Source organism: Ferrovibrio sp. GW821-FHT12D07, from assembly GCF_058807275.1.
This window is the reverse complement of sequence record NZ_JBXAQN010000001.1, coordinates 733,516-755,150: the sequence shown is the minus strand read 5'-3', so window position 1 is coordinate 755,150 and position 21,635 is coordinate 733,516. Positions and strand designations below refer to the sequence as shown.

Here is a 21,635-nt window from a genome sequence, read left to right as displayed (position 1 = left end):
GTCCGGTGTGGGGCGGGCCTCACACCTTCATCGGCAGAATCACCATCGTTACGCCACGGCTGTGCAGCTTGCGCTGCAGCGATAGCGGCGTCGCATTATGCAACAGCCGGGTGAAGAAGTTCTCGTTGGCGAACAGCAGCTTGGATGCGAAGAAAATGGTGTTGGGGAAGGTCTGCAGCACCTCGCCCGACAGCTTGTCCAGGAGCTCTACCGTCTCGGTGCCATAGGCACGGTAGGTAGCAGTGGCGATGCCGCGGCGTTCGCACCAGTTGGAGAAGCGCTCCAGCCGCGTGTCGATCTCCACCTGCATCCTGGCGACCTTCTCCTGGCCGTGGAACTGCTCGATGTCAATCTCGCCCACGGTGAGGAAGACCACGTTCTTGAACTGGTTGGGGAACAGCGTCAGCGCCGCCAGCAGCGTATGCATGGCCACGCCGTCGCGGCCGCCGAGGAACAGCGCCGCCGTGCGCGCCTTCGGATCGGGCACCAGCTCGCGCGCCGGCGGTGCGCCCTGGCCATTGCCGAACAGCATGTCGGCTTCGGCCAACTGGCGATTCACTGCGTCATAATGGCGCTTGATCGAATAACCGAGGAAGACGACGAAGCCGGTGGCCAGCACGGTGAACCAGGCGCCATCGAGGAATTTCTCCACCAGCGTCACCAGCAGGATCGAGAAGGCGACCGCGAAGCCGATGCCCGACTGCAGCATGCCGATCACGAAACCCTTTTCCTTCCGGTGCATCATCCAGTAGCGGCACAGCCCGGCCAAGCAGAGCGAGAAGGTCAGGAACACGTTGATCGAGTAGAGCACCACAAGGAAATGCACCTCGCCGCCGGTGACCCACAGCGCGCCGATGGCGGCCGCGCCCATGACGACGACGCCGTTCTGGGTGACCAGGCGATCCGAAAGCTGGCTGAACTGATGCGGCATCCAGCGGTCGACCGCCATGTTCGCCAGCACGGCCGGGCCGCCGAGGAAGCCGGTATTGGCGGCAACGAATAGCAGGGCGGCGGCGAAGATCAGCGTGATGGTCAGTGCAATCGGCACCCAGACGCTTTCGCCGAACAGCTCGGCGAGGATGGCTTGGAACACCACCGCGTTCAGCGTCTTGCCTTCCTCGTAGCTCACATTCCACAGCAGGTAGAGCACGATCAGGCCCGCCGCCATGAAAGCCAGCGACAGCGTCATGTAGAGCATGGTCAGCTTGCCGGTCTGCACGCGCGGCTCGCGCAGCATGTTGACGTTGTTCGAGACCGCCTCGATACCGGTATAGGTACCGCCGCCCATGGCAAAGGCCTTCAGCAGCAGCGCGATGACGCCGACCATGCCGATGGTGCCGGCCAGGTCCTGGGTCTCGGTCACGGTCGCCGGGATCAGGGCCGGCAATGCATCCGCATGGGTGCCGATGCCGATCAGGATCAGCAGCACATGGGTGACCACGAAGCCGAGGAACAGCGGCAGCAGCAGTGCGATCGGCTCCTTCATGCCGCGCATGTTCAGCGTGGTGAGGAGGATCACGACCAGGAATTCGATCGGCAGCTTCCAGGCCTGCCAATGCGGCGGGAACAGGCTGAACAGGGCGTCGACGCCGCTGGCCACCGAGATGGCGATGGTCAGCACATAATCGATGATCAGCGCCGAACCCGAGACCAGGCCGGCATTGGGACTGATCAGTTCGGTGGCGACCTTGTAGCCGCCGCCACCATTGGGAAACAGCGCGACCACCTGGTTATAGGCGAAGGCGATGATGAACACCGTGAGGCCGGTGGCCACGGCAAGGTACAGCGCCAGATGCGTATGTCCGTCCAGCGCCAGGAAGGCTTCCGCCGGGCCGTAGTTGGCCGAGGACAATCCGTCTGCGCCAAGGCCGACCCACGCAAGGAAGGCAGCCAGCGCGATATGCTGACGCACTTTCGGCGAGAAGGGATCAAGAGGAGCGCCCAGAAAGAGACGCTTGAGTCGTTCGAGACTCAGCCAAGAAGGTTTCATGATGTGATAACGGGAAAAGGGAGAGGCAGTTGCCTGTCGCTGAAGCGTTTTCAGTCAAACGCGGCGCGATCCTCTGCCTGAAAGCGGAAATCGTCAAGCGTCAGCTAAGGCTGTGGAAATTAATAATTATTACCGAATACCCGGTCGCGCCTTGAGTGCGGCGAAGGCGAATCCCACCGCCGAAATGACCATCGCGCCCAGCATGGCGATCAGCACCATGCCGTAGCCGCCGGTGAGTTCCCAGATCAGCGCCGCCAGCGACGGCGCCACTGCGGCGGCGATGCTGGCGGGCAGCATCAGCGCACCGGCGATCGCGCCATAACCTTCGCGACCGAGGAAGTCCGGAATCGCCGTGCCACGCAGGATGGTCATCATGCCGTTGGCCGCGCCATAGATCGCGGCGAAGAGAAACAGCAGCGATACCACCGAGGGAAACAGCGCCAGCAGCAGCATGGCACAGATGAACAGTCCCATCACGATAGTGCCGGTCGCCACCGTGCTGATCTTGCGGCCGAACAGCAGCAGCACGCGACCCGCCACCTGCGACGGACCGATCACCGCCATCACGCCAACCGCAATCGCCAGCGGAATGCCATAATCGTTCAGCATCGGCATGAAGTGGAAGATCAGCATGGCATGCGCCAGCAGATAGAAGGTGAAGCAGACAGCCAGCCCCCAGAAAACCGGATGGCGCAGGGCGCGCCTCATCGGATTGGCTTCGACATCCGCTGCCTTTTCCACTGGCGGCACATCGCGGTCGCGCAGCATCAGCACATGCACCGGCAGGCAGAACAGCAAGTTGACGCCGGCCATCATCAGCAATGCGTTACGCCACCCCATCGCCTCGATGCTCCAGGCGATCAGCGGCGTGAACACCGTGCTGGCCAGGCCACCGGCTAGGGTGAGCACGGTGATGCGATGCTTGTAGTCGACCGGGAACAGTCGCGTCAGCACGGCAAAGACCGGCGTGTAGAGTGTCAGCGCCTGGGTCAGGCCGAGGCCGATGATGATGCCGTAGAACAGGATCAGGCTGCTGTTGAGCGACCAGGCGACAAACAGCAGGCCGGCGAGCAGCGAACCCGCACTCATCAACGCACGGCCGCCATGGCTGTCGATGCGGCGGCCCACGGGGAACGCCAGGAAGCCGGCGAGCAGCAGCGCCAGCGACAGCGCGCCGTTCATCTCGGCACGGCTCCAGCCCAGATCGGACTCCATCGGCACCACGAAAAGCGGGAAGCCGTAGAAGATGGTGCCCCAGGAAACGAGCTGCGCGACAGAGAGCGTGGCGACCAGCGGCCAGCCGTCGCGGCGATAGGTGCTGAGAAACATGGCGGCGTTATAGCCGGGCTTTCCGTGGAGCGGCATGAGATTTTCTTATGCGGCGCGAAAGAAGCCCGACCTGTCGCCTGACTTGTCCGGTCTCTTAATTGTGATATATTATAACATTATTCCTGAATGAGACCGTCATGCTGCGCCGTCGCTTCCTGTCCGCTGCCCCTCTTTCCGTCGCCGGCTTCACCTGCCTGGGAGCCGCACCCGCAGCGCGCGCCCTGTCGCTGGAGCCTGCGCCGGCGCCGGCGCCGGCGCATCTGCGCCTGGAGGCTCCGGAGGCCGAGGGGACGCTGGACTGGAGCCTGCTAGCGCAGGCCGGCGAGACCCGGCTGCAGGACGGCATAGTCAGCCGCTTCCCCGCCGCCGTGCGCGCGCTCGACAACCACGAGGTCACCCTGTTCGGCTACATGATGCCCTTCCGCGAGGGCGCGACGCATACCGAATTCCTGTTCGGCGGCCTGCAGTTCCACTGCCCCGGCTGCATGGCCGGTAGCCTCTCGCGAATCGTGGCGGTGCGAGCCGCCACGCCGGTCGCCTATGTGGAAGAGCCCTTGCAGATTCGCGGCACACTGCGCCTGCTGGAAGACGAGCAGTCGCCGCTGTTCTATCGCCTCGAGGCGGCCAAGGCGGTCTGAGCCTGCTTGATCTAAAGCAGGCTTTTTCGTACATCTCGAGTCCCGGCGGCGGCATCCCTATCCCTGCGCAATGCGCCCTATCACTGTATAGGGGCATTGCCGCGCTCTTTTCCGTATTGCTGGATTCACAACAATGACCACGTCTGATTCATCCGCGCGCCTGCGCGCGACTCTCATCGGCACCATCGCCATCTGGCTCTGGGCGGCGCTCGCGCTGTTCACCACGCTGACGCCGAACGTGCCGGCCCTTCAGCTCACCGCTATGACCTTCACACTGTCGGCGCTGGCCGCCGTGCTGCTCTGGATCATCCGCGGCGATGGTGTCGTGAAGCACTTCCGTCTCGCACCAGCAGCCTGGGCGCTCGGCGTCTGCGGCCTGTTCGGCTATCACGCACTGTATTTCCTGGCGCTGAAACTGGCGCCGCCGCTGGAAGCCAGCCTGATCAACTATCTCTGGCCGCTGCTGATCGTGCTGTTCTCAGCCCTGCTGCCGGGTGAGCGCCTGCGCTGGTTCCATCTTGCCGGTGCGGCGCTGGGGCTGGCCGGAACCATCATCCTGATCGCCGGCAAAGGCGAACTCGGCTTCGACTGGCGCTATGCCGCCGGTTATGCAGCCGCCTTTGCCTGCGCCTTCACTTGGTCTGGCTATTCGGTGCTGAGCCGGCGCTTCGCTGCTGTGCCCACCGACGCGGTCGGGGCGTTTTGCGCAGCGACAGCGCTGCTGTCATGGATTGGGCATTTTGCCTTCGAGACCACCGGCTGGCCGGCGGATGTCACCGAATGGGCGGCGATCGTCGCGCTGGGCTTGGGGCCGGTCGGCCTGGCGTTTTTCTGCTGGGATCACGGCATGAAGCGCGGCGATGTGCGTGCGCTCGGCACCATGGCCTATGCCGCGCCGCTGCTGTCCACCCTGCTGCTGATCGTGTTCGGACAGGGCGCGCTCACCCTGCCCGTCATCCTTGCCTGCGCGCTAATCATCGGCGGCGCCGTGCTAGGCACCGGCGACCTTAGACGTCGCTGAAACGGCCACGTCTTCGCTGCGGGCGGCTTCGGTGGGCGAGCCGCCCGGGAAGACCAGCGCCGACAGGAAGATACTGAGGCCCAGCGCCGCCAGCACGGCGAACAGCGTGTCGAATCCGCCGCCGCGCTCATAAATCAACGCGATCAGCGGCACCGCCGTGGCGCTGGCGCCGAACGACAGCAGGTAGCGCAGCGAAAACGCCCGCGCGCGCCATTCATCCGAGGTATAGCGCGCCACCATGGTGTCGTTGATCGTCACCTGGCCGAAGACGGCGAACATGACACCGAGGCAAGGCAGCACCAACCACCAGCTTTCAGTGAAGCCGGCAAACAGAAGACACGGCGCCTGCAGGAACGACACCAGCACGAAGATTTGCTTCAGCGTGTAGCGGTCAACCAGACGCCCGATGATCAGCTGCGCCATGGCACCGGCCAGATAGACCGTGAAGACCAGCATGCTGATGCCGATCGGCGTGCCGACCAGGTCATGCATGCGTTCGCTGAACAGTTTGGGCAGCGCGATGGTGGCGGCATTGAACACCACGCCGCCGCTGACGCCCACCACCGCCAGCACGGCAAAGGCGCGGATGGCGATGGCGCGCGGCACCTTCACCTGCGCCTTGCCCTTGCGCGGCGGGCTCACATGCTCGGGCACCATCAGCAGATAGGCGATGCCGAACAGGATTGACGCCGCACCCGGGAGGATGAAAGCGAAGCGCCAGCCAAGGAACTGCGCGATCGCGCCGGTCACCAGCGCCGCGCAGGCGACGCCGACATTGCCCCAGACGCCATTGGTGCCGAGTTCGCGGCCGAGTTTCTCCGAACCGAGCGATTCCGCATGCGCGGTCAGCATCGCCGTGCCGACCGGGTGATAGATCGAGGCGAACAGCCCCATCAGCGTCAGCGCGGCCGCCAGCATCCACAGCGACGTCGTGCTGCCGGCCAGGATCGCGGCGCCGCCGATGCCGATGAAGAAGACGCCCAGCATGTTGCGTCGGCTCCATTTGTCGCCAAGCCAGCCCGACGGGATCGACCCGGCGCCGAAGGCGATGAAGCCGCCGATCGACAGCGCCAGCAGCTCGCCGTAGCTCTTGCCGAAATCCGCCTCCATCGCCAGCACGGCAGTGGGGAAGATCAGCATGAACATGTGGTCGAACAGATGGGCGATGTTGACGAAATTGATCACCCGGCGCGGCAGCGACATGGACGGAATCCCTGAGAAAGACAGTTGCAGGGCCCAGCATAGAGGTGTCTGATAGCTATCGTCCTGCCTGTTTCTGTCGAGAATCAGACAAAATGGTCCCGAGAAAAGCTATACTTGGCCGCAGCACCAATCCAGAGGATTACCAGCGCCTCGCCATCCCGGTGGCGGCGATGCCCAAGGATTTTCCGCCCGGCTTCCATATCGAGCCGCACAGCCACGAGCGGGCGCAGCTGGTCTATGCCGTGAAGGGCGTGATGCAGGTGACGACCACGCCCAGTCATGACAGCAATGGCGGGACCTGGGTGGTGCCGCCGCAGCGTGCCCTGTGGATTCCGCCGAAGGTGCGCCATGAGATTCGCATGGGCAGTGCCGCCGTCGCCATGCGCACGCTGTATGTTGCACCCGAAACGGCCACGACACTGCCTGATACCTGTCAGGTGATCGAAGTTTCCGACCTGCTGCGCGCGCTGATCCTCGCCGCCATCGACGAACCGGTGGACTACGACCGGGGGAGTCGCGGCGCGGCGATTGCGCAGCTGCTGCTGCACGAGATGCGCGCCGTCTCGGCTTTGCCGCTGCACTTGCCGATGCCACGCGACATCAAGCTACAACCTGTATGCCGCCGCGTACTGGAAAGCTTGAGCGATGACATCGATATCGAGACGCTGGCACTGGAGGCAGGCATGTCGAGCCGCAGTCTGGCGCGACTGTTCCAGCGCGAGACCGGCATGGGCTTCCAGGCCTGGCGACAGCAGGCACGGCTGGCCGAAGCACTGTCGCGCCTGAGCAGCGGCCGTCCGGTGGCGCTGGTGGCCAGCGATCTGGGCTATGCGTCTGCCGCCGCCTTCACGGCGATGTTCCGCCGCGCCCTGGGCACGACACCAAGCCGGTATTTCGGTTTCCGCCGCGCCACAACGGGCTGATCGCCATCGGCCTGGTATGGCTTGCCCACGGCCATCGCCGTCCGGAAGGTGCGGCTTTCGCTGGCGAATACCGCCTCCGGGCCAGCGCCCAGGGCATCGAAGAGCTTGCCGACAAAGCAACGGAAAGCGGCACAGAGCGCGATATCGCAGATCTGCTGGTCGTTGAAGCCGGCAACACGCAGGCGATCCACATCCGCCTGTTCGACGCTGCTGGCGTCCAGGGCAATCTTCTCGGCATAGCTCAGCATTGCCATGTCACGATCGGACAGTCCGGCATGACGGAAATCGTACTGCACCGCCAGCACGGCATTGCGGCTGCCGAAATCCTCGATCAGCTGCTGCCCATAGACGAAGGAGCAGTAGGTGGAAGGCACATGCTTGGCCGCGATCAGGGTGATCAGCCGCCAGTCGCGCGGCGACAGCGAAAAGCCGGCCCGTATTTTGTCGACGAAGTCATTGTAGACCGGCAGCAGATCAGGCCGCGCGGTTAGGCATTTCGCCGCTTCCATCACGAAGCCCATGCGCTGCATCTGACCCTGGTAAATCTCGGCAACAGCACCAGTCGCCTCATTTTCCGCAATCGTCCTCAGGTACATGATCTGCGCTCCCGCGTTGCATCGTCCTAAACCGCATGGGTTATAGGCAAAGCAGAGGCGGCCGGTCTTTGGCTGGCCGAACGGAAAACTTGTCCGAAAAACCGGAGGCAGGGAAAGCTACGGAAAACCAGGGCGACCCGCCCTACGGTTTCCAGCCCGGTGGTGCGAGTTCGAAACCAGAGAAGTCAAAACCCGGCGCAACCGTGCAGCCGACCAGCGTCCACTCGCCCAGCGTCTCGGCCGCTTGCCAGTAATGCGGCGGCACGATGCCCTGTGGGCGTTCACCCGCTGCAATGTCGCTACCCAGCATGACTGTCTGCACGGGCGCGCCGGCTTTTTCGGCGATACTGAGCCTGAGTGGCGCGCCGGCATGGAAATGCCAAATCTCCACTGCATCGACACGATGCCAGTGCGAGCGTTCGCCGCGGCGGAGCAGGAAATAGATTGCGGTCGAACGACTGCGGCCATCGGCGGCCGGTGCATCGCGAAAGGTCTCGACGAAATGCCCGCCTTCGGGATGCGGCAGCAATCCGAGCGCTGCGATGATCTCGTCGGCAGTCATGAGAAGATTTTCTCGATCAGCACGAGGCCGACATCGAGCAGGAACCAGACCCAGCCGGTTGCCAGCACCGTGGTGGCCAAGGCTGCAATCACCAGCGCGCCGTCACGCTCCACCTGGCCCAGCGCCGCCAGGATCACCGCCCAGGCCGGGATCAGGTTGCCGAACGGGATCGGCAGCGACAGCAGCACGGCATTCCACAGGATCAGGAGGCCCAGCGGCCGGTTGGCGCTGCGCCCCGAGAGCTGCGGCAGGCGCGGCCGCACGAAGCGCTCGATCTTGATGATCACCGGCAAGGTCGGCCGCAGCAGTTTGGCTACATCGGCGCGGCGGAAGCTGCGCGCGCGCCAGCTCTGCGGAAACCACGGCGTGTTGAAGCCCAGCAGCATCTGCATCGACAGCAGCAGCAGCGGCGCGCCCAAAACAGCCGAGAGGCCGGGCGCTATCGGGGCGGGGATGCCGTTGGGCAACGCGAAAACCAGCACCAGCAGGCCGAAGCTGCGCAGGCCGAAGGCGCGCAGCAATTCGTCCAGGCTGATACGATCCTCACCGGTGCCATCGCAAAGTGCAGCGACGATATCGCTGACCTTCTCTGGTGTCGGGCTGTCGTTCACTTGCTATCCGTGAAGCCGGGCAGACGCGGTGCGACGACCTCTTCCACATCCGCTTCGATCACGTCTTCGGTCCGATGCACGTTGACCTCGAAACTGGGCAATGCCGCCGGCGCGCTCTTGCCGGGACGGATGCCCAGCTGCGCCAGCTTGCGCACGCGCGGCAGAAGGCGCGCATTGACCGAACGGCTGAAGGATTCAAACTGTTCCGTCGCCTGCTGCAATCCGCGCCCGACTTTCTCGGCCAGTGACAAGGCTGTGGCCGTGCTGTCCACCAGGGCAGCGACCGCATCGACGATCTTGTCGAGATTCTCCGCCTGGCGGCCCGTATCGATCTGCATGCGCGAAAACGCGATCAGCGAGAACAGCGACGACGGCCCGGCCAGCACTACGCCGGATTCGATGGCGCGCTGCTCGAAATCGGGCGCGGCCAGCCGCAACTTTTCCACGGCGGCATCGTTGGGCAGCGTCATGGCGACGATGCTGCGCTTCAGGCTACCGCCGCGCTGGGCATCACGGTACGCCGCGACCACGGCATTGCCGTAATCCTTGGCGGTCAAGGCGCGCAGGTGTGCGGTCATGCGCTGGGCGAGCTGGGCTAGTGCTGCGGCCTCGGCCACCTCGCCTGCGGCCTCGGCATGATCGAGCAGCAGCTTGGAAGCTTTCGAATCCACCACCAGCACCGCGTCGCCCGGCAGGAAGATCACGGCGTCGGGACGCAGGGCACCGCGATTACTGTCGCCGGCCACATGATACTGCAGGATGAAGTCAACGCCGGGCTGCAGGCCGAAGGCCTTCAGCGTGTTCTCCAGTCCGATTTCGGCCAGCCTGCCTGCGCCGCCGGGATGCGACAGCATGCGATGGATGGCGTCGACGCGCTGGTTGTCCTTCTGCTGCTGCGCCACCGTGCCGGCGACGACCTGCGCCACCTCGGTCATCTGCTTGACCACGCCTTCGGTGACCTGCTGCACCTGCTTTTGCGACTCTTCCTTCTGGGCTTCCGTTTCGCGTTTGTGGTCGGCCAGCAGCTTGTTGGAAAGCTGGGTCGCCGATTCCACGGCGGCGGCCTTGGCCGCCATCGTGGCGGTCTCGGCCAGCTTCTCGAAAGCCTGGGTCTTCACGGCCAGTTCGGCGCGCAGGCCGGCCGCCATGCGCTCGGCCTCCAGCCGGGCGGCCTGGGCGGCTGCGGCTTCGTCGCGGGCGGCATCCACCTGGTCGCGCAGCTCGGCCACCAGCGCCGCCTCGTCACCGGGATGGGCGCCCCGGCGCAGCAGCAAGACCAGCAGAATCAGCACGATACCCAGCCCGATAATGCTGGCGACGGCGAGAATCGGCATTATATCCATAGGCATGGATGTTAAATAACAGCGGGCTTGACGGACCGCCAGCCCGCGGCCTATCTCACGCCTCGGATTTACGCCCGGATTATCACGGAAACCGCTTATGGCCCTGCTGCCCATCATCACGGCGCCAGACCCCGTTCTGGAGACTGTCTCGACCCCCGTCGAGGCGGTGACGGACGAGGTGCGCCAGCAGCTCGACGACATGCTGGAAACCATGTACGCGGCGCCGGGCATTGGCCTCGCCGCCATCCAGGTCGGCATCCAGAAGCGCATGCTGGTGATGGATGTGAGCCGCGAGGGCGAAGACAAGCAGCCCTATTTCATCATCAACCCGGAAATCACCTGGGTGTCGGATGACGACCAGCTCTATGAAGAGGGCTGCCTGTCACTGCCGGAGCAGTATGCCGAGGTCGAACGCCCGGCCGAAATCAAGGTCAGCTATCTCGATCGCAACGGCGAGAAACAGGAACTGCATGCCGATGGCCTGATGGCCGTGTGCCTGCAGCATGAGATGGACCATCTCGACGGCATCCTCTTTGTCGATCATATCTCGGCGCTGAAGCGCAACATGATCCTGCGCAAGCTGCTGAAGCAGAAGCGCCTCACCACCACCGCCTGATCCGCGCATGACATTGCGCCTCGTCTTCATGGGCACGCCGGATTTCGCCGTGCCGGTGCTCGACGCCTTCCTGAAAGCCGGCGACGAGATCGTCGCCGTCTACAGCCAGCCGCCCCGTCCCGCCGGTCGCGGCCAGAAGCTGACGCCTTCGCCCGTGCAGGCTTTTGCCGAACAGAAGGGCCTCAGCACGCGCCATCCCGTCAGCCTGAAGGCACCCGAGGCGCAGGCCGCGTTCGCCGCGCTCAACGTCGATGCGGCTGTCGTTGTCGCCTATGGTCTGCTGCTGCCAAAGCCGGTGCTCGATGCGCCGCGTCTGGGGTGTTTCAACCTGCATGCCTCACTGCTGCCGCGCTGGCGTGGCGCCGCGCCGATACAGCGCGCCATTCTCGCTGGCGATTCCCAAACCGGCGTCTGCGCCATGCAGATGGATGTCGGCCTCGATACCGGCCCGGTGCTGGACTGCGAGCGCGTCGCCATCACGCCGCGTATGACCATCACCGAGCTACATGACGACCTCGCCCGCCTTGGCGCGCCGCTGATGGTGCGTGCGCTGCATGCCTTCAACGAGGGAAAGATCACGCCGCAGCCGCAGCCCACAGATGGCGTGACCTATGCGTCCAAGCTGGCCAAGGACGAAGGCCGCATCAACTGGACGAAGCCGGCCATCGAAATCGACCGCATGGTGCGCGCGCTCAATCCCGGCCCCGGCACGACATTCGAGCTGAACGGCGAACGCATCAAACTGCTGGCCTGTGAACCGGCTTCAGGCAGCGGCGCGCCCGGTACGATGCTGGACGATGCCGGCACCGTCGCCTGTGGTGAAGGCACACTGAAGCTGCTGAAACTGCAGCGTCCGAGCAAATCCGCCGTTGCCATCGCCGATTTCCTGCGCGGCCAGCCGCTGCCGAAATCGACGCGGCTCTCGTAATGCCACGTTTCAAGCTCACGCTGGAATACAACGGCACGGCCTTTGTCGGCTGGCAGCGCCAGAGGGATGGCCGCGCCGTGCAGCAAGCGGTGGAAGAAGCGCTGGAAGCCATGTGCAGCACGCCCATCGAAATATTCGCCGCCGGTCGCACCGATGCCGGGGTGCATGCCACTGGCCAGGTGGTTCATTTCGATCTGGCGCGTGACTTCACGGCCGACCGCATCCGCGACGGGCTGAATTTTTATCTGCGCGAACAGCGCATCGCCGTGCTGGATTCAAGCATTGTCGATGACAGCTTCGATGCGCGCTTTTCCGCCACTGCGCGGCATTATCTCTATCGCATCCTGAACCGCCGGCCGCCGCCGGCGCTGGAAGCGGGCTTTGTCTGGCATGTGCCGGTGCCGCTGGATGCGCAGGCGATGCATGAGGCGGCGCAGGTGCTGATCGGCCATCACGACTTCACCAGCTTCCGCTCGACCGAATGCCAGGCGAAAACGCCCGAACGCACGCTGGATCACCTGAACGTCAGCCGCGTCGGCGAAGAGATTCATATCACCGTGCGCTCGCGCAGCTTCCTGCACAACCAGGTCCGCATCACGGCGGGCACGCTGAAAATGGTGGGTGAAGGCCGCTGGACGGCCGCGGATGTGAAAGCCGCGCTGGAAAAGAAGGATCGCGCCGCTGCCGGTCCGACGGCGCCGCCGGACGGGCTATGCCTGACCCGCGTCGACTACTGACGCCTTAGTCGCGCCAGCCAATAGCCTTGGCCCAGGCGGCGAAATCGGCGTTGCGCGCCGACGGATTGGCCGGCGCCACTTCGCCGGCATCGGCAGCTTCCTTGCGACGCTGGGCGACACCCTCGGACAGCGGGGTGAGTTCAGCCAGGGCGCGGCGGGCATCGACGCCGGCCGGATTCTCGATCGGCAGCGGATTGAGTTCGCCCTTCTCATCCCAGTCGAACTGGGTGCCATAGACCTGCGGCTTGCCTTCCAGCCAGCGGATACGGTCGGTCAGCAGGGCGGCCTGCCAGGGCGGCGCATCGCCCTTGGCCGCGGCCTCCTCGATCATTTCCAGACAGGCGCGCATGAAGCGCGGCAGGCCGATGGCATGCTGGGCGATCAACCAGGCCGAGGTGCAGCCGTCTTCACCGACCAGCGCAAAGCCGGGCCAGCCCTTGGCATCGACGATATCGGCCAACGCCTTGGCATGCTTGTTGTGCAGGGCGCGCATCTGTTCGTTATAGCCCTGGAACAGGGTGCCATCGGCGGCGAGCGAGGTTCGCAGCGTCCGGTTCTCTTCCAGCATGCCGATCAGTCGGCTGCGCAATGCCTGGTCCATTGATACCTCAGATAGTCCTGTACGATCAGGCCAGTTCTCCGGCATGCATGTCGAACCGATTCTGGGTTCGAATCTTCCGGTTAGATTGACGCTTTGGACCGGCTAAGTCCAGTCTGACACACATGTTTTTGGCCAAAATCGGGCACGGCCACGCGCATCCGGATAACCCTCTCAGATGACGGTGCCGATCAGCCGATGCACAAGAATGCTGATGGTCAGATCCAGCGCCGCCGCGGCAACCGCCAGCGACCAGCCAGCACCGAGCCCGAGCCGGGCGATTCGCGCCACGATATAGAGCCAGACCAGCAGCAGCGCGGTGCTCCAGCCCGAGAGAATGCCCGGCCCCAGCAGGCCGAAGCTAGTCCCGGCCAGCAGCGGCAAGGTCGCCGTCGTGGTGATCGCCTGCGCCCAGTTGTAGAGCACGGTGAAGACGGCGAAGCGGTTGCCCAGGCCGAAGGCGCGGCTCAAGGCCGCCATCGCGGCCAGATAGACCATCCACGCCAGCAGGAATTCGACGCCGCGCACCATGTTGTAGGCCAGCACGTCGTCATTCCAGTCCGCCAGCTCGACCGCATCGGGCCGCATCAGCGCGATATAGGCGAGCAGCGTGAGAAACGGCCAGCGGAAGCTGCGCCAGAAGCCGCTTTCGGAAACATCGTAGGCCAGCAGCGCGCGGGCGTCGCCGCGCAGCAGCAGGCCGAGCCCGCCGATGGCGGCGAGGATTTCGCCCTTAAGCGACAACGCCATCGAAGAACCGCTGCAGCATGCTTTCATAAACACGGCTGAGCGCACGGATGTCGTCCACGCCGGCGCGTTCATCCACCTTGTGCATGGTCTGGCCGACCAGGCCGAATTCCACCACGGGGCAGTAGGCCTGGATGAAACGCGCATCGGATGTGCCGCCCGTCGTACTCAACTCGGGCACTCGTCCCGTGCCGGTCTTCACGGCTTCGGCCATCGCGGCGACGAACGGCCCGGGCTTGGTCAGGAAGGGCATCGCACCGTCTTCCAGCAGCAGGTCGAAGCGGGTGCCCTGCAGGCTGCGATTGGCGCTCTGCGATCCGCAGACGGCTTCGACCGCGCGCGTGATCCAGTCCTTCAGGCCGGCCGAGGTTTGTTCGGTGTTGTAGCGGATGTTGAGCACGGCCTTGGCGGCCGCCGGGATCACGTTGTTGGCCGGATTGCCGACATCGACCGTGGTGATCTCCAGATTGGAAGCCTCGAAATGCGCATTCCCGGCATCCAGGCGGCGCGCCTTCAGCGCCGAGAGAATGTCCAGCAGCTTCGGCACCGGATTGTCAGCCAGATGCGGATAGCCGACATGGCCCTGGATACCATGCACGGTGAGCCGCGCCGTCAGCGAGCCGCGCCGGCCGATCTTCATCATCTCGCCCAGCTGCAGCGGATTGGTCGGCTCGCCCACCACGCAGACCGACAGCGTCTCGCCTTTTTCCTTCAGCCAGTCGAGCACGCGCGTGGTGCCGTTGATGGCCGGGCCTTCCTCGTCGCCGGTGATCAGCAGGCTGATGCCGCCATCGAGCTGATTGTTGCGGCTGGCCAGGAAACGCCCGGCGGCGGCAACGAAGGCGGCGATGGCCGATTTCATGTCGGTGGCGCCACGACCATACAACTGGCCCTCGATGATCTCGGCGCCGAAGGGATCAACGGTCCAGGCCTTGGCATCACCCACCGGCACCACGTCGGTATGGCCGGCGAAACAGAAGTTCGGCGTGCCGGGCTTCATCTGGCCGATCGCGCCGGCACCCCAGCGGGCATAGAGATTTTCCACATCCGGCGTGCCGGGTGCCGAAAATTTGAGGCGTTCGCAGTGGAAGCCCAGCCCGGTCAGCGCCTGTTCCAGCACCCCCAGCGCGCCCTTGTCGGCGGGCGTGATGCTGGGGCAGCGGATCAGGGCCTGAGACAGGTCGACGGGATCGGGCAGAGCGGAGGCAGACACGGCTGAAAAGCCCCTGAAAACTGTGGGAAAGGCTGCGGAAACGGCCATTTCGGGCATCTGGCCGGAGAGCGGGCATGTAACCCCTTGAATCGACGCGGGTCAATGCGGCGGACAGACTGACTTCCTGCTGGGTTTACGGGCTGTTTTACCGCACCCCCCTTCGTTGACACGGGCGGGGGCAATGCATATCTAATGCCGGGTTTCCGTCGCCCGGTTCTCGTTTGGCGACGCATATTTAGCGGCATTTTCAGGGGTACGGCATGTTCGGCGCGATTGCCAAGAAGCTGTTCGGTTCGGCCAACGACCGCGCCGTGAAGGGTTATTCCAAGGCCGTCCAGGCCATCAACGCGCTCGAGCCCGAGATCAGCGCCCTCACCGATGCCGCCCTGCAGGCCAAGACCGTCGAGTTCAAGCAGCGCCTGGAGAAGGGCGAGGCGCTGGACGACCTGCTGCCCGAAGCCTTTGCCGTCACCCGCGAAGCCGCCAAGCGCGTGCTGGGCCAGCGCCATTACGATGTGCAGCTGATCGGCGGCATGGTGCTGCATGATGGCCGCATCGCCGAAATGAAGACCGGTGAAGGCAAGACCCTGGTCGCCACGCTCGCCGTATATCTCAATGCGCTGACCGGTAACGGCGTGCATGTCGTCACCGTGAACGACTACCTCGCCAGCCGCGACGCCGCCTGGATGGGTCGCGTCTACGGCTTCCTCGGCCTCACCACCGGCATCATCGTGCATGGCCTGGATGACGCGGAGCGCCGCGCGGCCTATGCCTGCGATGTCACCTACGGCACTAACAACGAATACGGCTTCGACTATCTGCGCGACAACATGAAGTTCCAGCGCGAGCAGATGGTGCAGCGCCCCTTCACCTTCGCGATTGTCGATGAAGTGGACTCGATCCTGGTCGACGAAGCACGCACGCCGCTGATCATCTCCGGTCCGTCCGAAGACACCACCGACCTCTATGTGAAGGTCAATGCGCTGATCCCGAGCCTGGTGCCGGGCGACTTCGAGAAGGATGAGAAACAGCGCTCGGCCAACTTCACCGAGGAAGGCACCGGCCATATCGAACAGCTGCTGCGCGATGCCGGCCTGCTGAAGTCGGACTCGCTCTACGATATCGACAACATCGCCGCCGTGCATCACGCGAACCAGGCGCTGCGCGCCCATGTGCTGTTCAGCCGCGACGTGGATTATATCGTCAAGGACGGCAAGGTCGTCATCATCGACGAATTCACCGGCCGCATGATGGAAGGCCGCCGCTATTCCGACGGCCTGCACCAGGCGCTGGAAGCCAAGGAAGGCGTCGCCGTCCAGACCGAGAACCAGACGCTGGCCTCGATCACCTTCCAGAATTACTTCCGCATGTATCCCAAGCTGGCCGGCATGACCGGCACGGCCTCGACGGAAGCCGCTGAATTTGCCGACATCTATCGTCTCGAAGTGGTGGAAATCCCCACCAACGTCGCCGTCGCGCGCATCGATTCCGATGACGAGGTCTATCGCTCGGCCCGCGAGAAATACGAAGCCATCGTCAAGCTGATCGCCGAATGCCGCGAGAAGGGCCAGCCGCTGCTGGTCGGCACCGTCTCGATCGAGAAGTCGGAACTGCTGTCGGATTACCTGAAGCAGCGCAAGATCGAGCACAATGTGCTGAACGCGCGCCATCACGACCAGGAAGCCTATATCGTCGCGCAGGCCGGCCGCCTGAATGCCGTCACCATCGCCACCAACATGGCCGGCCGCGGCACCGACATCCAGCTCGGCGGCAACGCCGACATGCGCATCCTGCGCGAAACCGAAGGCCTGGACGATGCCGCCAAGGCAAAGCGCGAGGCCGAGATTCGCGCCGAAGTCGCGGTCGAAAAGGACAAGGTGCGCGCCGCCGGCGGACTCTACGTGATCGGCACCGAACGCCATGAAAGCCGCCGCATCGACAACCAGCTGCGCGGCCGGTCGGGCCGCCAGGGCGATCCGGGCGCGTCGAAATTCTTCCTGTCGCTGGAAGACGACCTGCTGCGCATCTTCGGTTCTGAGCGCATGGACAGCATGCTGCAGCGCCTTGGCCTGCAGGAAGGCGAAGCCATCATCCACCCCTGGATCAACAAGGCGCTGGAAAAGGCGCAGCAGAAGGTGGAAGCGCGGAACTACGAAATCCGCAAGAACCTGCTGAAATACGACGACGTGATGAATGACCAGCGCAAGGTCATCTACGAGCAGCGCATCGAGATCATGAGCGCCGATCACGTGGCCGACACGGTCACCGACATGCGCGACGAGATCATCAACGACCTGGTCGACATCCACATCCCTGAAAAGGCCTATGCCGAACAGTGGAACGCCGAGGGCCTGCAGGCGGAAGTGTCGCGCATCTTCGCGCTCGACCTGCCGATTGTTGACTGGGCCAAGGAAGAAGGCATCGCTGAACAGCAGATTCGCGAGCGCCTGCTGGATGCCGTCGAACGCCGCATGGCCGAAAAGGCCGCCAATTTCGGCCCCGACGTGATGCGTATGGTCGAGCGCAGCCTGCTGCTGCAGGTGCTGGACCAGACCTGGAAGGAACATCTGCATCACCTGGACTACCTGCGCCAGGCCATCGGCCTGCGCGCCTATGCGCAGAAGGACCCGCTGAACGAATACAAGCGCGAGGCCTTCACGCTGTTCGAACAGATGCTGGTGCGCGTACGCGAGCAGGTGACCTCGATCCTCGCCCGCGTCGAAGTGCGCGCCGAGGAGCCGCCGGCCTTCGCCCGCCCGCCGCAGGAAATGCACGAGGGCCGCAGCCTCGATGGCGAGGACGACGATGCACTGCCGGCACGTCCGGTGTCGCAGGCCCGCTCGGCTGCCGTCGATCCGAACGACGAGAGCACTTGGAAGTCCACGCCGCGCAATGCCCCTTGCCCCTGTGGCTCGGGCAAGAAGTTCAAATACTGCCACGGCAAATAAGCCAAACAGCTTGAACAGAAAAGCGCCCCGCTCCGGCCGGGCGCCTTTTCTTTTGCCTCGCCCTCGTTTCCGTCATTCCCGCAAAAAGAATCATGGGATCCCGGGTCAAGCCCGGGATGACGACTTCTCTTGTGTCATGCCATGATCGGCATATGACACAGCCCCGCCTCTCCCGTGATCAGGCCGAGCGCTTCGCCGCGCTGCCCTTGCGCAACCTCGACCGCGAATTCCCCAACAACCTGACGCATTTCAACAACGACGCCGCCGATGTGCTGCCGCCGCACCGGCTGCATCCGATCTTCTACGGCAGCTACGACTGGCATTCCTGCGTGCATGGCTGGTGGCTGCTGGCGCGCTGCCTGCGCCGCCATCCCGATCTCAGCGGCCGCGTGAAGGCCGAGCAGCTGTTCCCCGTGCATTTCACGCCTGAGAAAGGCGCGGGTGAGGCCGCCTATCTGGATGCGCCGGGTCGTGGCACCTGGCAAAGGCCGTACGGCTGGGGCTGGCTGCTGGCGCTCTCGGCCGAATTGTCGCTGTGGGATCACACCCAGGCGAAGACCTGGCGCGCGGCCTTGCTGCCATTGGAGCAGCGCATCGTACAGCGCTTTCCGGCCTACATGGACAAGTTGACCTATCCGATCCGCGTCGGCACGCATTTCAACACCGCCTTTGGCCTGCTGCTGGCTCTGCATTACGCGCGCATCACCAATGAGCCGACGCTGGAGCCGGCGATCACGGCCTATGCCGGCCGCGTCTTCGCTCATGACACCGATTATCCGGCGCGTTATGAGCCCAATGGCGACGACTTCCTGTCGGGCGCGCTGATCGAGGCACTGCTGATGGCTGAGCTGCTGCCGGCCGGCGACTTCGCCGCCTGGTGGGCACGCTTCCTGCCCGATGCTGCAACTGTATTTCGCCCCGCCATCGTCGCCGACCGGTCCGATGCCAAAGGCGTGCATCTGGATGGCCTCAATCTGAGCCGTGCCTGGTGCCTGCGCGGCATCGCCGCGAAACTTGCCGGTGATTCCACCGCGCTGCTGCTCGCCGCCGCCGCGCATGAGCAGGCCAGCCTGCCGTTGCTGGAGAGCGGTGAATACGGTGGTGAGCACTGGCTCGCCACCTATGGCGCGTTGAGCGTCGAAGGACTGGCTGGAAAATAGCGCGGCAGTTGCGCTAGGCTGGCGTCATGATGAAACACCTGCTGATTCTCACCCTGCTCTTCCTGTTGCCTACCGCGCCGGTGCATGCCGCCGATGCTGACCAAGACGACATGAAGAAGTTCGGCAAATACGCGGCCGACCTGTCCCCCGCCATCGGCACCATGAACAGAGACCTGGTGCTGAAGCATCCGGAAGTCGAACGGCAGCTGCGCGCACTGACCGGCCCCTATTACGAGCGGATCAGTAACATGACGCTCACCAAGCATATCGGTTACGAGGCGTCCTACTTCCTAGCCCTTAGCGGCCATATCGGAGAAAGGAAAGTAAAGGACCACTGGGTCACGGATAATGTCCTCGTCCTGGTTTCGTGGACGGGTGGCTCGTCTGAGGTCGTTATTCGCACCGAAGCAGAAACCATCGTGTTCGCCGATACACGCTATATGAGTGAACTGCTCCCCACCGTCAGTGCCTTTGCGCGATATAAAGAGATTCACGATATCGAGGTCGGAGCTGCGCACGAATCTTGGCTGCGCATCCTGAATTACACAAGAAAGAACCCTGTCGTCTGGCAACCCAAGAACAACCCATAGTCACGGTCACCTGCGATAGTCGATATTACTGAATTCGCGCAGCCGCGTTTCCACGCTACTTAAAATCGTTTTCGCTGCCCGCTTCTGCTCCGGCTTCAGGCCATCCTGCATCCTGGCGATGGCGACTTCGATCGTCTTGGGGATATTATCGAAGTCGCTTTTCACCCAGTCGGTTGCATTCTTGAAATCGAAATAGGCCCTCACCATGCCGGCGCCCTGGCGATGTGTCGCCGCAGCCAGACCGCCTTCGGTGACCTTGAACTTTTCCTCCAGGCCGATGACCTCGCGGTTGAGATACTTCGGCAGGTCTGCCTCGCGCTGATAGGCAGCCGTGCGCGCCATGAAATCGGCAAAGGCCTGTTCCTGCGCCTTCGGATTGCGCTTGAAATCCTCCAGGCTGTTGATCCCGTACTTGCCGGTCCAGTTTCCCTTCTCGTCCAGCAGCCCTGCATCGCGCAAGGCCGGCTTGCGCATCTGGTAACGACCATAGGCGCCGGCATTCTCGGCCCCATAGCCACCGTTCCTGCTCTCCAGCCTGGCGATGGCATTGCGGAAATCGGCGCTAACCGGCGACTCAGGCCAGGCATCAACGGCCGGCTGCGGTGCCGGCTGCACTGATTCCGGCTTTGGCGCTGGCGTCGACGCCTGGGCCAGCTGCACCGGGCGATAGCCCGCCTGCAGCGCGGTGATGGTTTCACCCTGCGGACCAGCCCAGCCATCCACGGTGAGGCCATTGTCCTTCTGCAGCGCGCGCAGCGCCTCATCGTCGCGGTTGCCCCAGTAGCCGGTTGGTCCGCCGGTGGCTTCGGCATCCAGTGCGGCCTCGCGATGCAACAGCGCCTGCATCTTGAATACATCGCCACGCTGGTTGGTGCGGCCGGTGCCCACCGTGTCGTTCAGGCTGAACAGGTGATCGCCGAACAAATCCTTCAACGGCGCGCCATCCATCCAGCGGCCACGCGCCGCCTCCCAGGCCGGATCGCCGGCACCGATGCGGCCGAAGGGATCGGAATCGGGTTCCGGTGCCGACACCGGGCCGAACAGGCGGTCAGGGTCGAAACCGGTATCCGGATCAGGAGACAACAGCGACATGGAAGACTCCATTTGGAACAATAGATGAACTTATAATAGGATATTTATCTTAATATGGCCAGAATAATTTCTCATTTTGTTCTTTTTTTACCTAAGCCCCTGCCACCCCTTGCAGAAACGGCCCGCCCTATGGCTGGCTGGGACAAAGATTGGAGGATTCGCATGCCCGTCAGCCCCGAACTCTGGCTCGCCTTCGCTGCCGCCGCCGCGATCATGATCCTGATTCCCGGCCCCACCACGCTGATGGTGATGGGCCACACCATGGCTGGCGGTCCGCGCATCGGCGCGCTCAGCCTGATCGGCGTAACGCTCGGCGACATCTGCGCCATCACACTGTCCATGCTGGGCTTCAGCGCGCTGCTGGCAGCATCCGCCGAAGCCTTCACGGCGATGAAATGGATCGGCGCCGCCTATCTGGTTTATCTCGGCATCAAGCTGTGGCGCTCGCCACCGATGGAGATCACGCCCGTCAGCAGCGGCAAGAGCTCGGCGCGCGAAGCCATCCTGCAGACCTTCCTGGTCACACTGCTGAACCCGAAGGGCATCCTGTTCTTCGCCGCCTTCCTGCCGCAGTTCATCGATCCGGCCAAGCCCCTGCTGCCGCAGGTGGTAGTGCTGACGCTCACGCTGAACGTGCTGGCCGCCGGCATCCAGGGCTGCTGGATCGCCATGATGGGTCAGGCGCGCAACCGCATCATGAGCCCGCGCGTGCTGAAATGGATGAACCGCGCCGGCGGCGCCATGCTGGTCGGCGCCGGCATGCTGACCGCGTCGCTGAAAAAGGCCTGAG

21 protein-coding genes are annotated in these 21,635 nt (G+C 63.9%); 10 read left to right on the top strand and 11 right to left on the bottom strand.

From position 1 onward, the window contains the following. Nucleotides 1–19: 19 nt before the first annotated feature. Nucleotides 20–1,990 (bottom strand): APC family permease, encoded by a 1,971-nt coding sequence (locus AC1RRE_RS03905; RefSeq protein ID WP_492979780.1) that lies wholly within the window; start codon nucleotides 1,988–1,990, stop codon nucleotides 20–22. Between the two features lie 129 nt (nucleotides 1,991–2,119). Continuing rightward, nucleotides 2,120–3,355 (bottom strand): MFS transporter, encoded by a 1,236-nt coding sequence (locus AC1RRE_RS03900; RefSeq protein ID WP_492979779.1) that lies wholly within the window; start codon nucleotides 3,353–3,355, stop codon nucleotides 2,120–2,122. A 101-nt stretch (nucleotides 3,356–3,456) separates the two neighbouring features. On the opposite strand from AC1RRE_RS03900, the gene AC1RRE_RS03895 reads away from it, so the two are divergent. Beyond that, nucleotides 3,457–3,957, top strand: coding sequence for a hypothetical protein (locus AC1RRE_RS03895; protein WP_492979778.1), 501 nt, complete (start codon nucleotides 3,457–3,459; stop codon nucleotides 3,955–3,957). Nucleotides 3,958–4,090: 133 nt separating this feature from the next. After that, nucleotides 4,091–4,978 carry an aromatic amino acid exporter YddG gene (gene yddG, locus AC1RRE_RS03890; RefSeq protein ID WP_492979777.1) on the top strand — a complete coding sequence of 296 codons (888 nt, stop codon included), beginning with the start codon at nucleotides 4,091–4,093 and terminating at the stop codon, nucleotides 4,976–4,978. Here the strand turns inward: yddG and AC1RRE_RS03885 are convergent. Further along, a complete protein-coding gene (locus AC1RRE_RS03885; RefSeq protein ID WP_492979776.1) occupies nucleotides 4,949–6,181 on the bottom strand; it encodes an MFS transporter in 1,233 nt (410 codons plus the stop codon). The genes yddG and AC1RRE_RS03885 overlap by 30 nt on opposite strands. Before the next feature lie 92 nt (nucleotides 6,182–6,273). On the opposite strand from AC1RRE_RS03885, the gene AC1RRE_RS03880 reads away from it, so the two are divergent. Next, nucleotides 6,274–7,104, top strand: a complete 831-nt coding sequence (locus AC1RRE_RS03880) for an AraC family transcriptional regulator (protein ID WP_492979775.1) — start codon at nucleotides 6,274–6,276, stop codon at nucleotides 7,102–7,104. On the opposite strand, the gene AC1RRE_RS03875 is transcribed toward AC1RRE_RS03880, so the two are convergent. The 4 genes from AC1RRE_RS03875 to rmuC all read right to left on the bottom strand — a co-directional run bounded on the left by AC1RRE_RS03875 (nucleotide 7,008) and on the right by rmuC (nucleotide 10,207). Further along, nucleotides 7,008–7,700, bottom strand: coding sequence for a carboxymuconolactone decarboxylase family protein (locus AC1RRE_RS03875; protein ID WP_492979774.1), 693 nt, complete (start codon nucleotides 7,698–7,700; stop codon nucleotides 7,008–7,010). The two genes, AC1RRE_RS03880 and AC1RRE_RS03875, sit on opposite strands and share 97 nt — an antisense overlap. Before the next feature lie 142 nt (nucleotides 7,701–7,842). Continuing rightward, nucleotides 7,843–8,262: a cupin domain-containing protein gene (locus AC1RRE_RS03870; protein ID WP_492979773.1), complete on the bottom strand. Its 420-nt coding sequence runs from the start codon at nucleotides 8,260–8,262 to the stop codon at nucleotides 7,843–7,845. Next, nucleotides 8,259–8,873, bottom strand: coding sequence for an exopolysaccharide biosynthesis protein (locus tag AC1RRE_RS03865; protein ID WP_492979772.1), 615 nt, complete (start codon nucleotides 8,871–8,873; stop codon nucleotides 8,259–8,261). Before AC1RRE_RS03865 ends, AC1RRE_RS03870 begins: the two co-directional genes overlap by 4 nt. Further along, a complete protein-coding gene (gene rmuC / locus AC1RRE_RS03860) occupies nucleotides 8,870–10,207 on the bottom strand; it encodes a DNA recombination protein RmuC (protein ID WP_492979771.1) in 1,338 nt (445 codons plus the stop codon). Before rmuC ends, AC1RRE_RS03865 begins: the two co-directional genes overlap by 4 nt. 106 nt (nucleotides 10,208–10,313) lie before the next feature. On the opposite strand from rmuC, the gene def reads away from it, so the two are divergent. From def to truA, 3 genes are read left to right on the top strand one after another with little or no spacing between them, the layout of a single operon-like run. Beyond that, a complete protein-coding gene (gene def, locus AC1RRE_RS03855) occupies nucleotides 10,314–10,832 on the top strand; it encodes a peptide deformylase (RefSeq protein WP_492979770.1) in 519 nt (172 codons plus the stop codon). Between the two features lie 7 nt (nucleotides 10,833–10,839). After that, nucleotides 10,840–11,760, top strand: coding sequence for a methionyl-tRNA formyltransferase (gene fmt / locus AC1RRE_RS03850; protein WP_492979769.1), 921 nt, complete (start codon nucleotides 10,840–10,842; stop codon nucleotides 11,758–11,760). Continuing rightward, nucleotides 11,760–12,497: a tRNA pseudouridine(38-40) synthase TruA gene (truA, locus tag AC1RRE_RS03845; RefSeq protein WP_492979768.1), complete on the top strand. Its 738-nt coding sequence runs from the start codon at nucleotides 11,760–11,762 to the stop codon at nucleotides 12,495–12,497. The genes fmt and truA overlap by 1 nt, the downstream gene beginning before the upstream one ends. Nucleotides 12,498–12,501: 4 nt before the next feature. Here truA and AC1RRE_RS03840 read toward each other — a convergent pair whose 3' ends face one another. The 3 genes from AC1RRE_RS03840 to dapE all read right to left on the bottom strand — a co-directional run bounded on the left by AC1RRE_RS03840 (nucleotide 12,502) and on the right by dapE (nucleotide 15,055). After that, nucleotides 12,502–13,098 carry a DUF6624 domain-containing protein gene (locus AC1RRE_RS03840; protein WP_492979767.1) on the bottom strand — a complete coding sequence of 199 codons (597 nt, stop codon included), beginning with the start codon at nucleotides 13,096–13,098 and terminating at the stop codon, nucleotides 12,502–12,504. Between the two features lie 171 nt (nucleotides 13,099–13,269). Beyond that, nucleotides 13,270–13,845: a hypothetical protein gene (locus AC1RRE_RS03835; RefSeq protein ID WP_492979766.1), complete on the bottom strand. Its 576-nt coding sequence runs from the start codon at nucleotides 13,843–13,845 to the stop codon at nucleotides 13,270–13,272. Further along, complete coding sequence (gene dapE / locus AC1RRE_RS03830) at nucleotides 13,829–15,055, bottom strand: succinyl-diaminopimelate desuccinylase (protein WP_492979765.1); 1,227 nt, start codon at nucleotides 15,053–15,055, stop codon at nucleotides 13,829–13,831. The genes AC1RRE_RS03835 and dapE overlap by 17 nt, the downstream gene beginning before the upstream one ends. 260 nt (nucleotides 15,056–15,315) lie before the next feature. Between dapE and secA the strand changes: the two genes are divergently transcribed. From secA to AC1RRE_RS03815, 3 genes are all read left to right on the top strand, one after another. Beyond that, nucleotides 15,316–18,003, top strand: coding sequence for a preprotein translocase subunit SecA (secA, locus tag AC1RRE_RS03825; protein WP_492979764.1), 2,688 nt, complete (start codon nucleotides 15,316–15,318; stop codon nucleotides 18,001–18,003). Between the two features lie 152 nt (nucleotides 18,004–18,155). Beyond that, nucleotides 18,156–19,163: a DUF2891 domain-containing protein gene (locus AC1RRE_RS03820; RefSeq protein ID WP_492979763.1), complete on the top strand. Its 1,008-nt coding sequence runs from the start codon at nucleotides 18,156–18,158 to the stop codon at nucleotides 19,161–19,163. Between the two features lie 26 nt (nucleotides 19,164–19,189). Further along, nucleotides 19,190–19,753: a hypothetical protein gene (locus AC1RRE_RS03815; protein WP_492979762.1), complete on the top strand. Its 564-nt coding sequence runs from the start codon at nucleotides 19,190–19,192 to the stop codon at nucleotides 19,751–19,753. A 6-nt stretch (nucleotides 19,754–19,759) separates the two neighbouring features. On the opposite strand, the gene AC1RRE_RS03810 is transcribed toward AC1RRE_RS03815, so the two are convergent. Further along, nucleotides 19,760–20,845: a peptidoglycan-binding domain-containing protein gene (locus tag AC1RRE_RS03810; RefSeq protein WP_492979761.1), complete on the bottom strand. Its 1,086-nt coding sequence runs from the start codon at nucleotides 20,843–20,845 to the stop codon at nucleotides 19,760–19,762. Between the two features lie 162 nt (nucleotides 20,846–21,007). Here AC1RRE_RS03810 and AC1RRE_RS03805 point away from each other — a divergent pair, with 162 nt between their 5' ends. Beyond that, nucleotides 21,008–21,634: a LysE family translocator gene (locus AC1RRE_RS03805; RefSeq protein ID WP_492979760.1), complete on the top strand. Its 627-nt coding sequence runs from the start codon at nucleotides 21,008–21,010 to the stop codon at nucleotides 21,632–21,634. The last annotated feature ends 1 nt before the right edge of the window (nucleotide 21,635 follow it).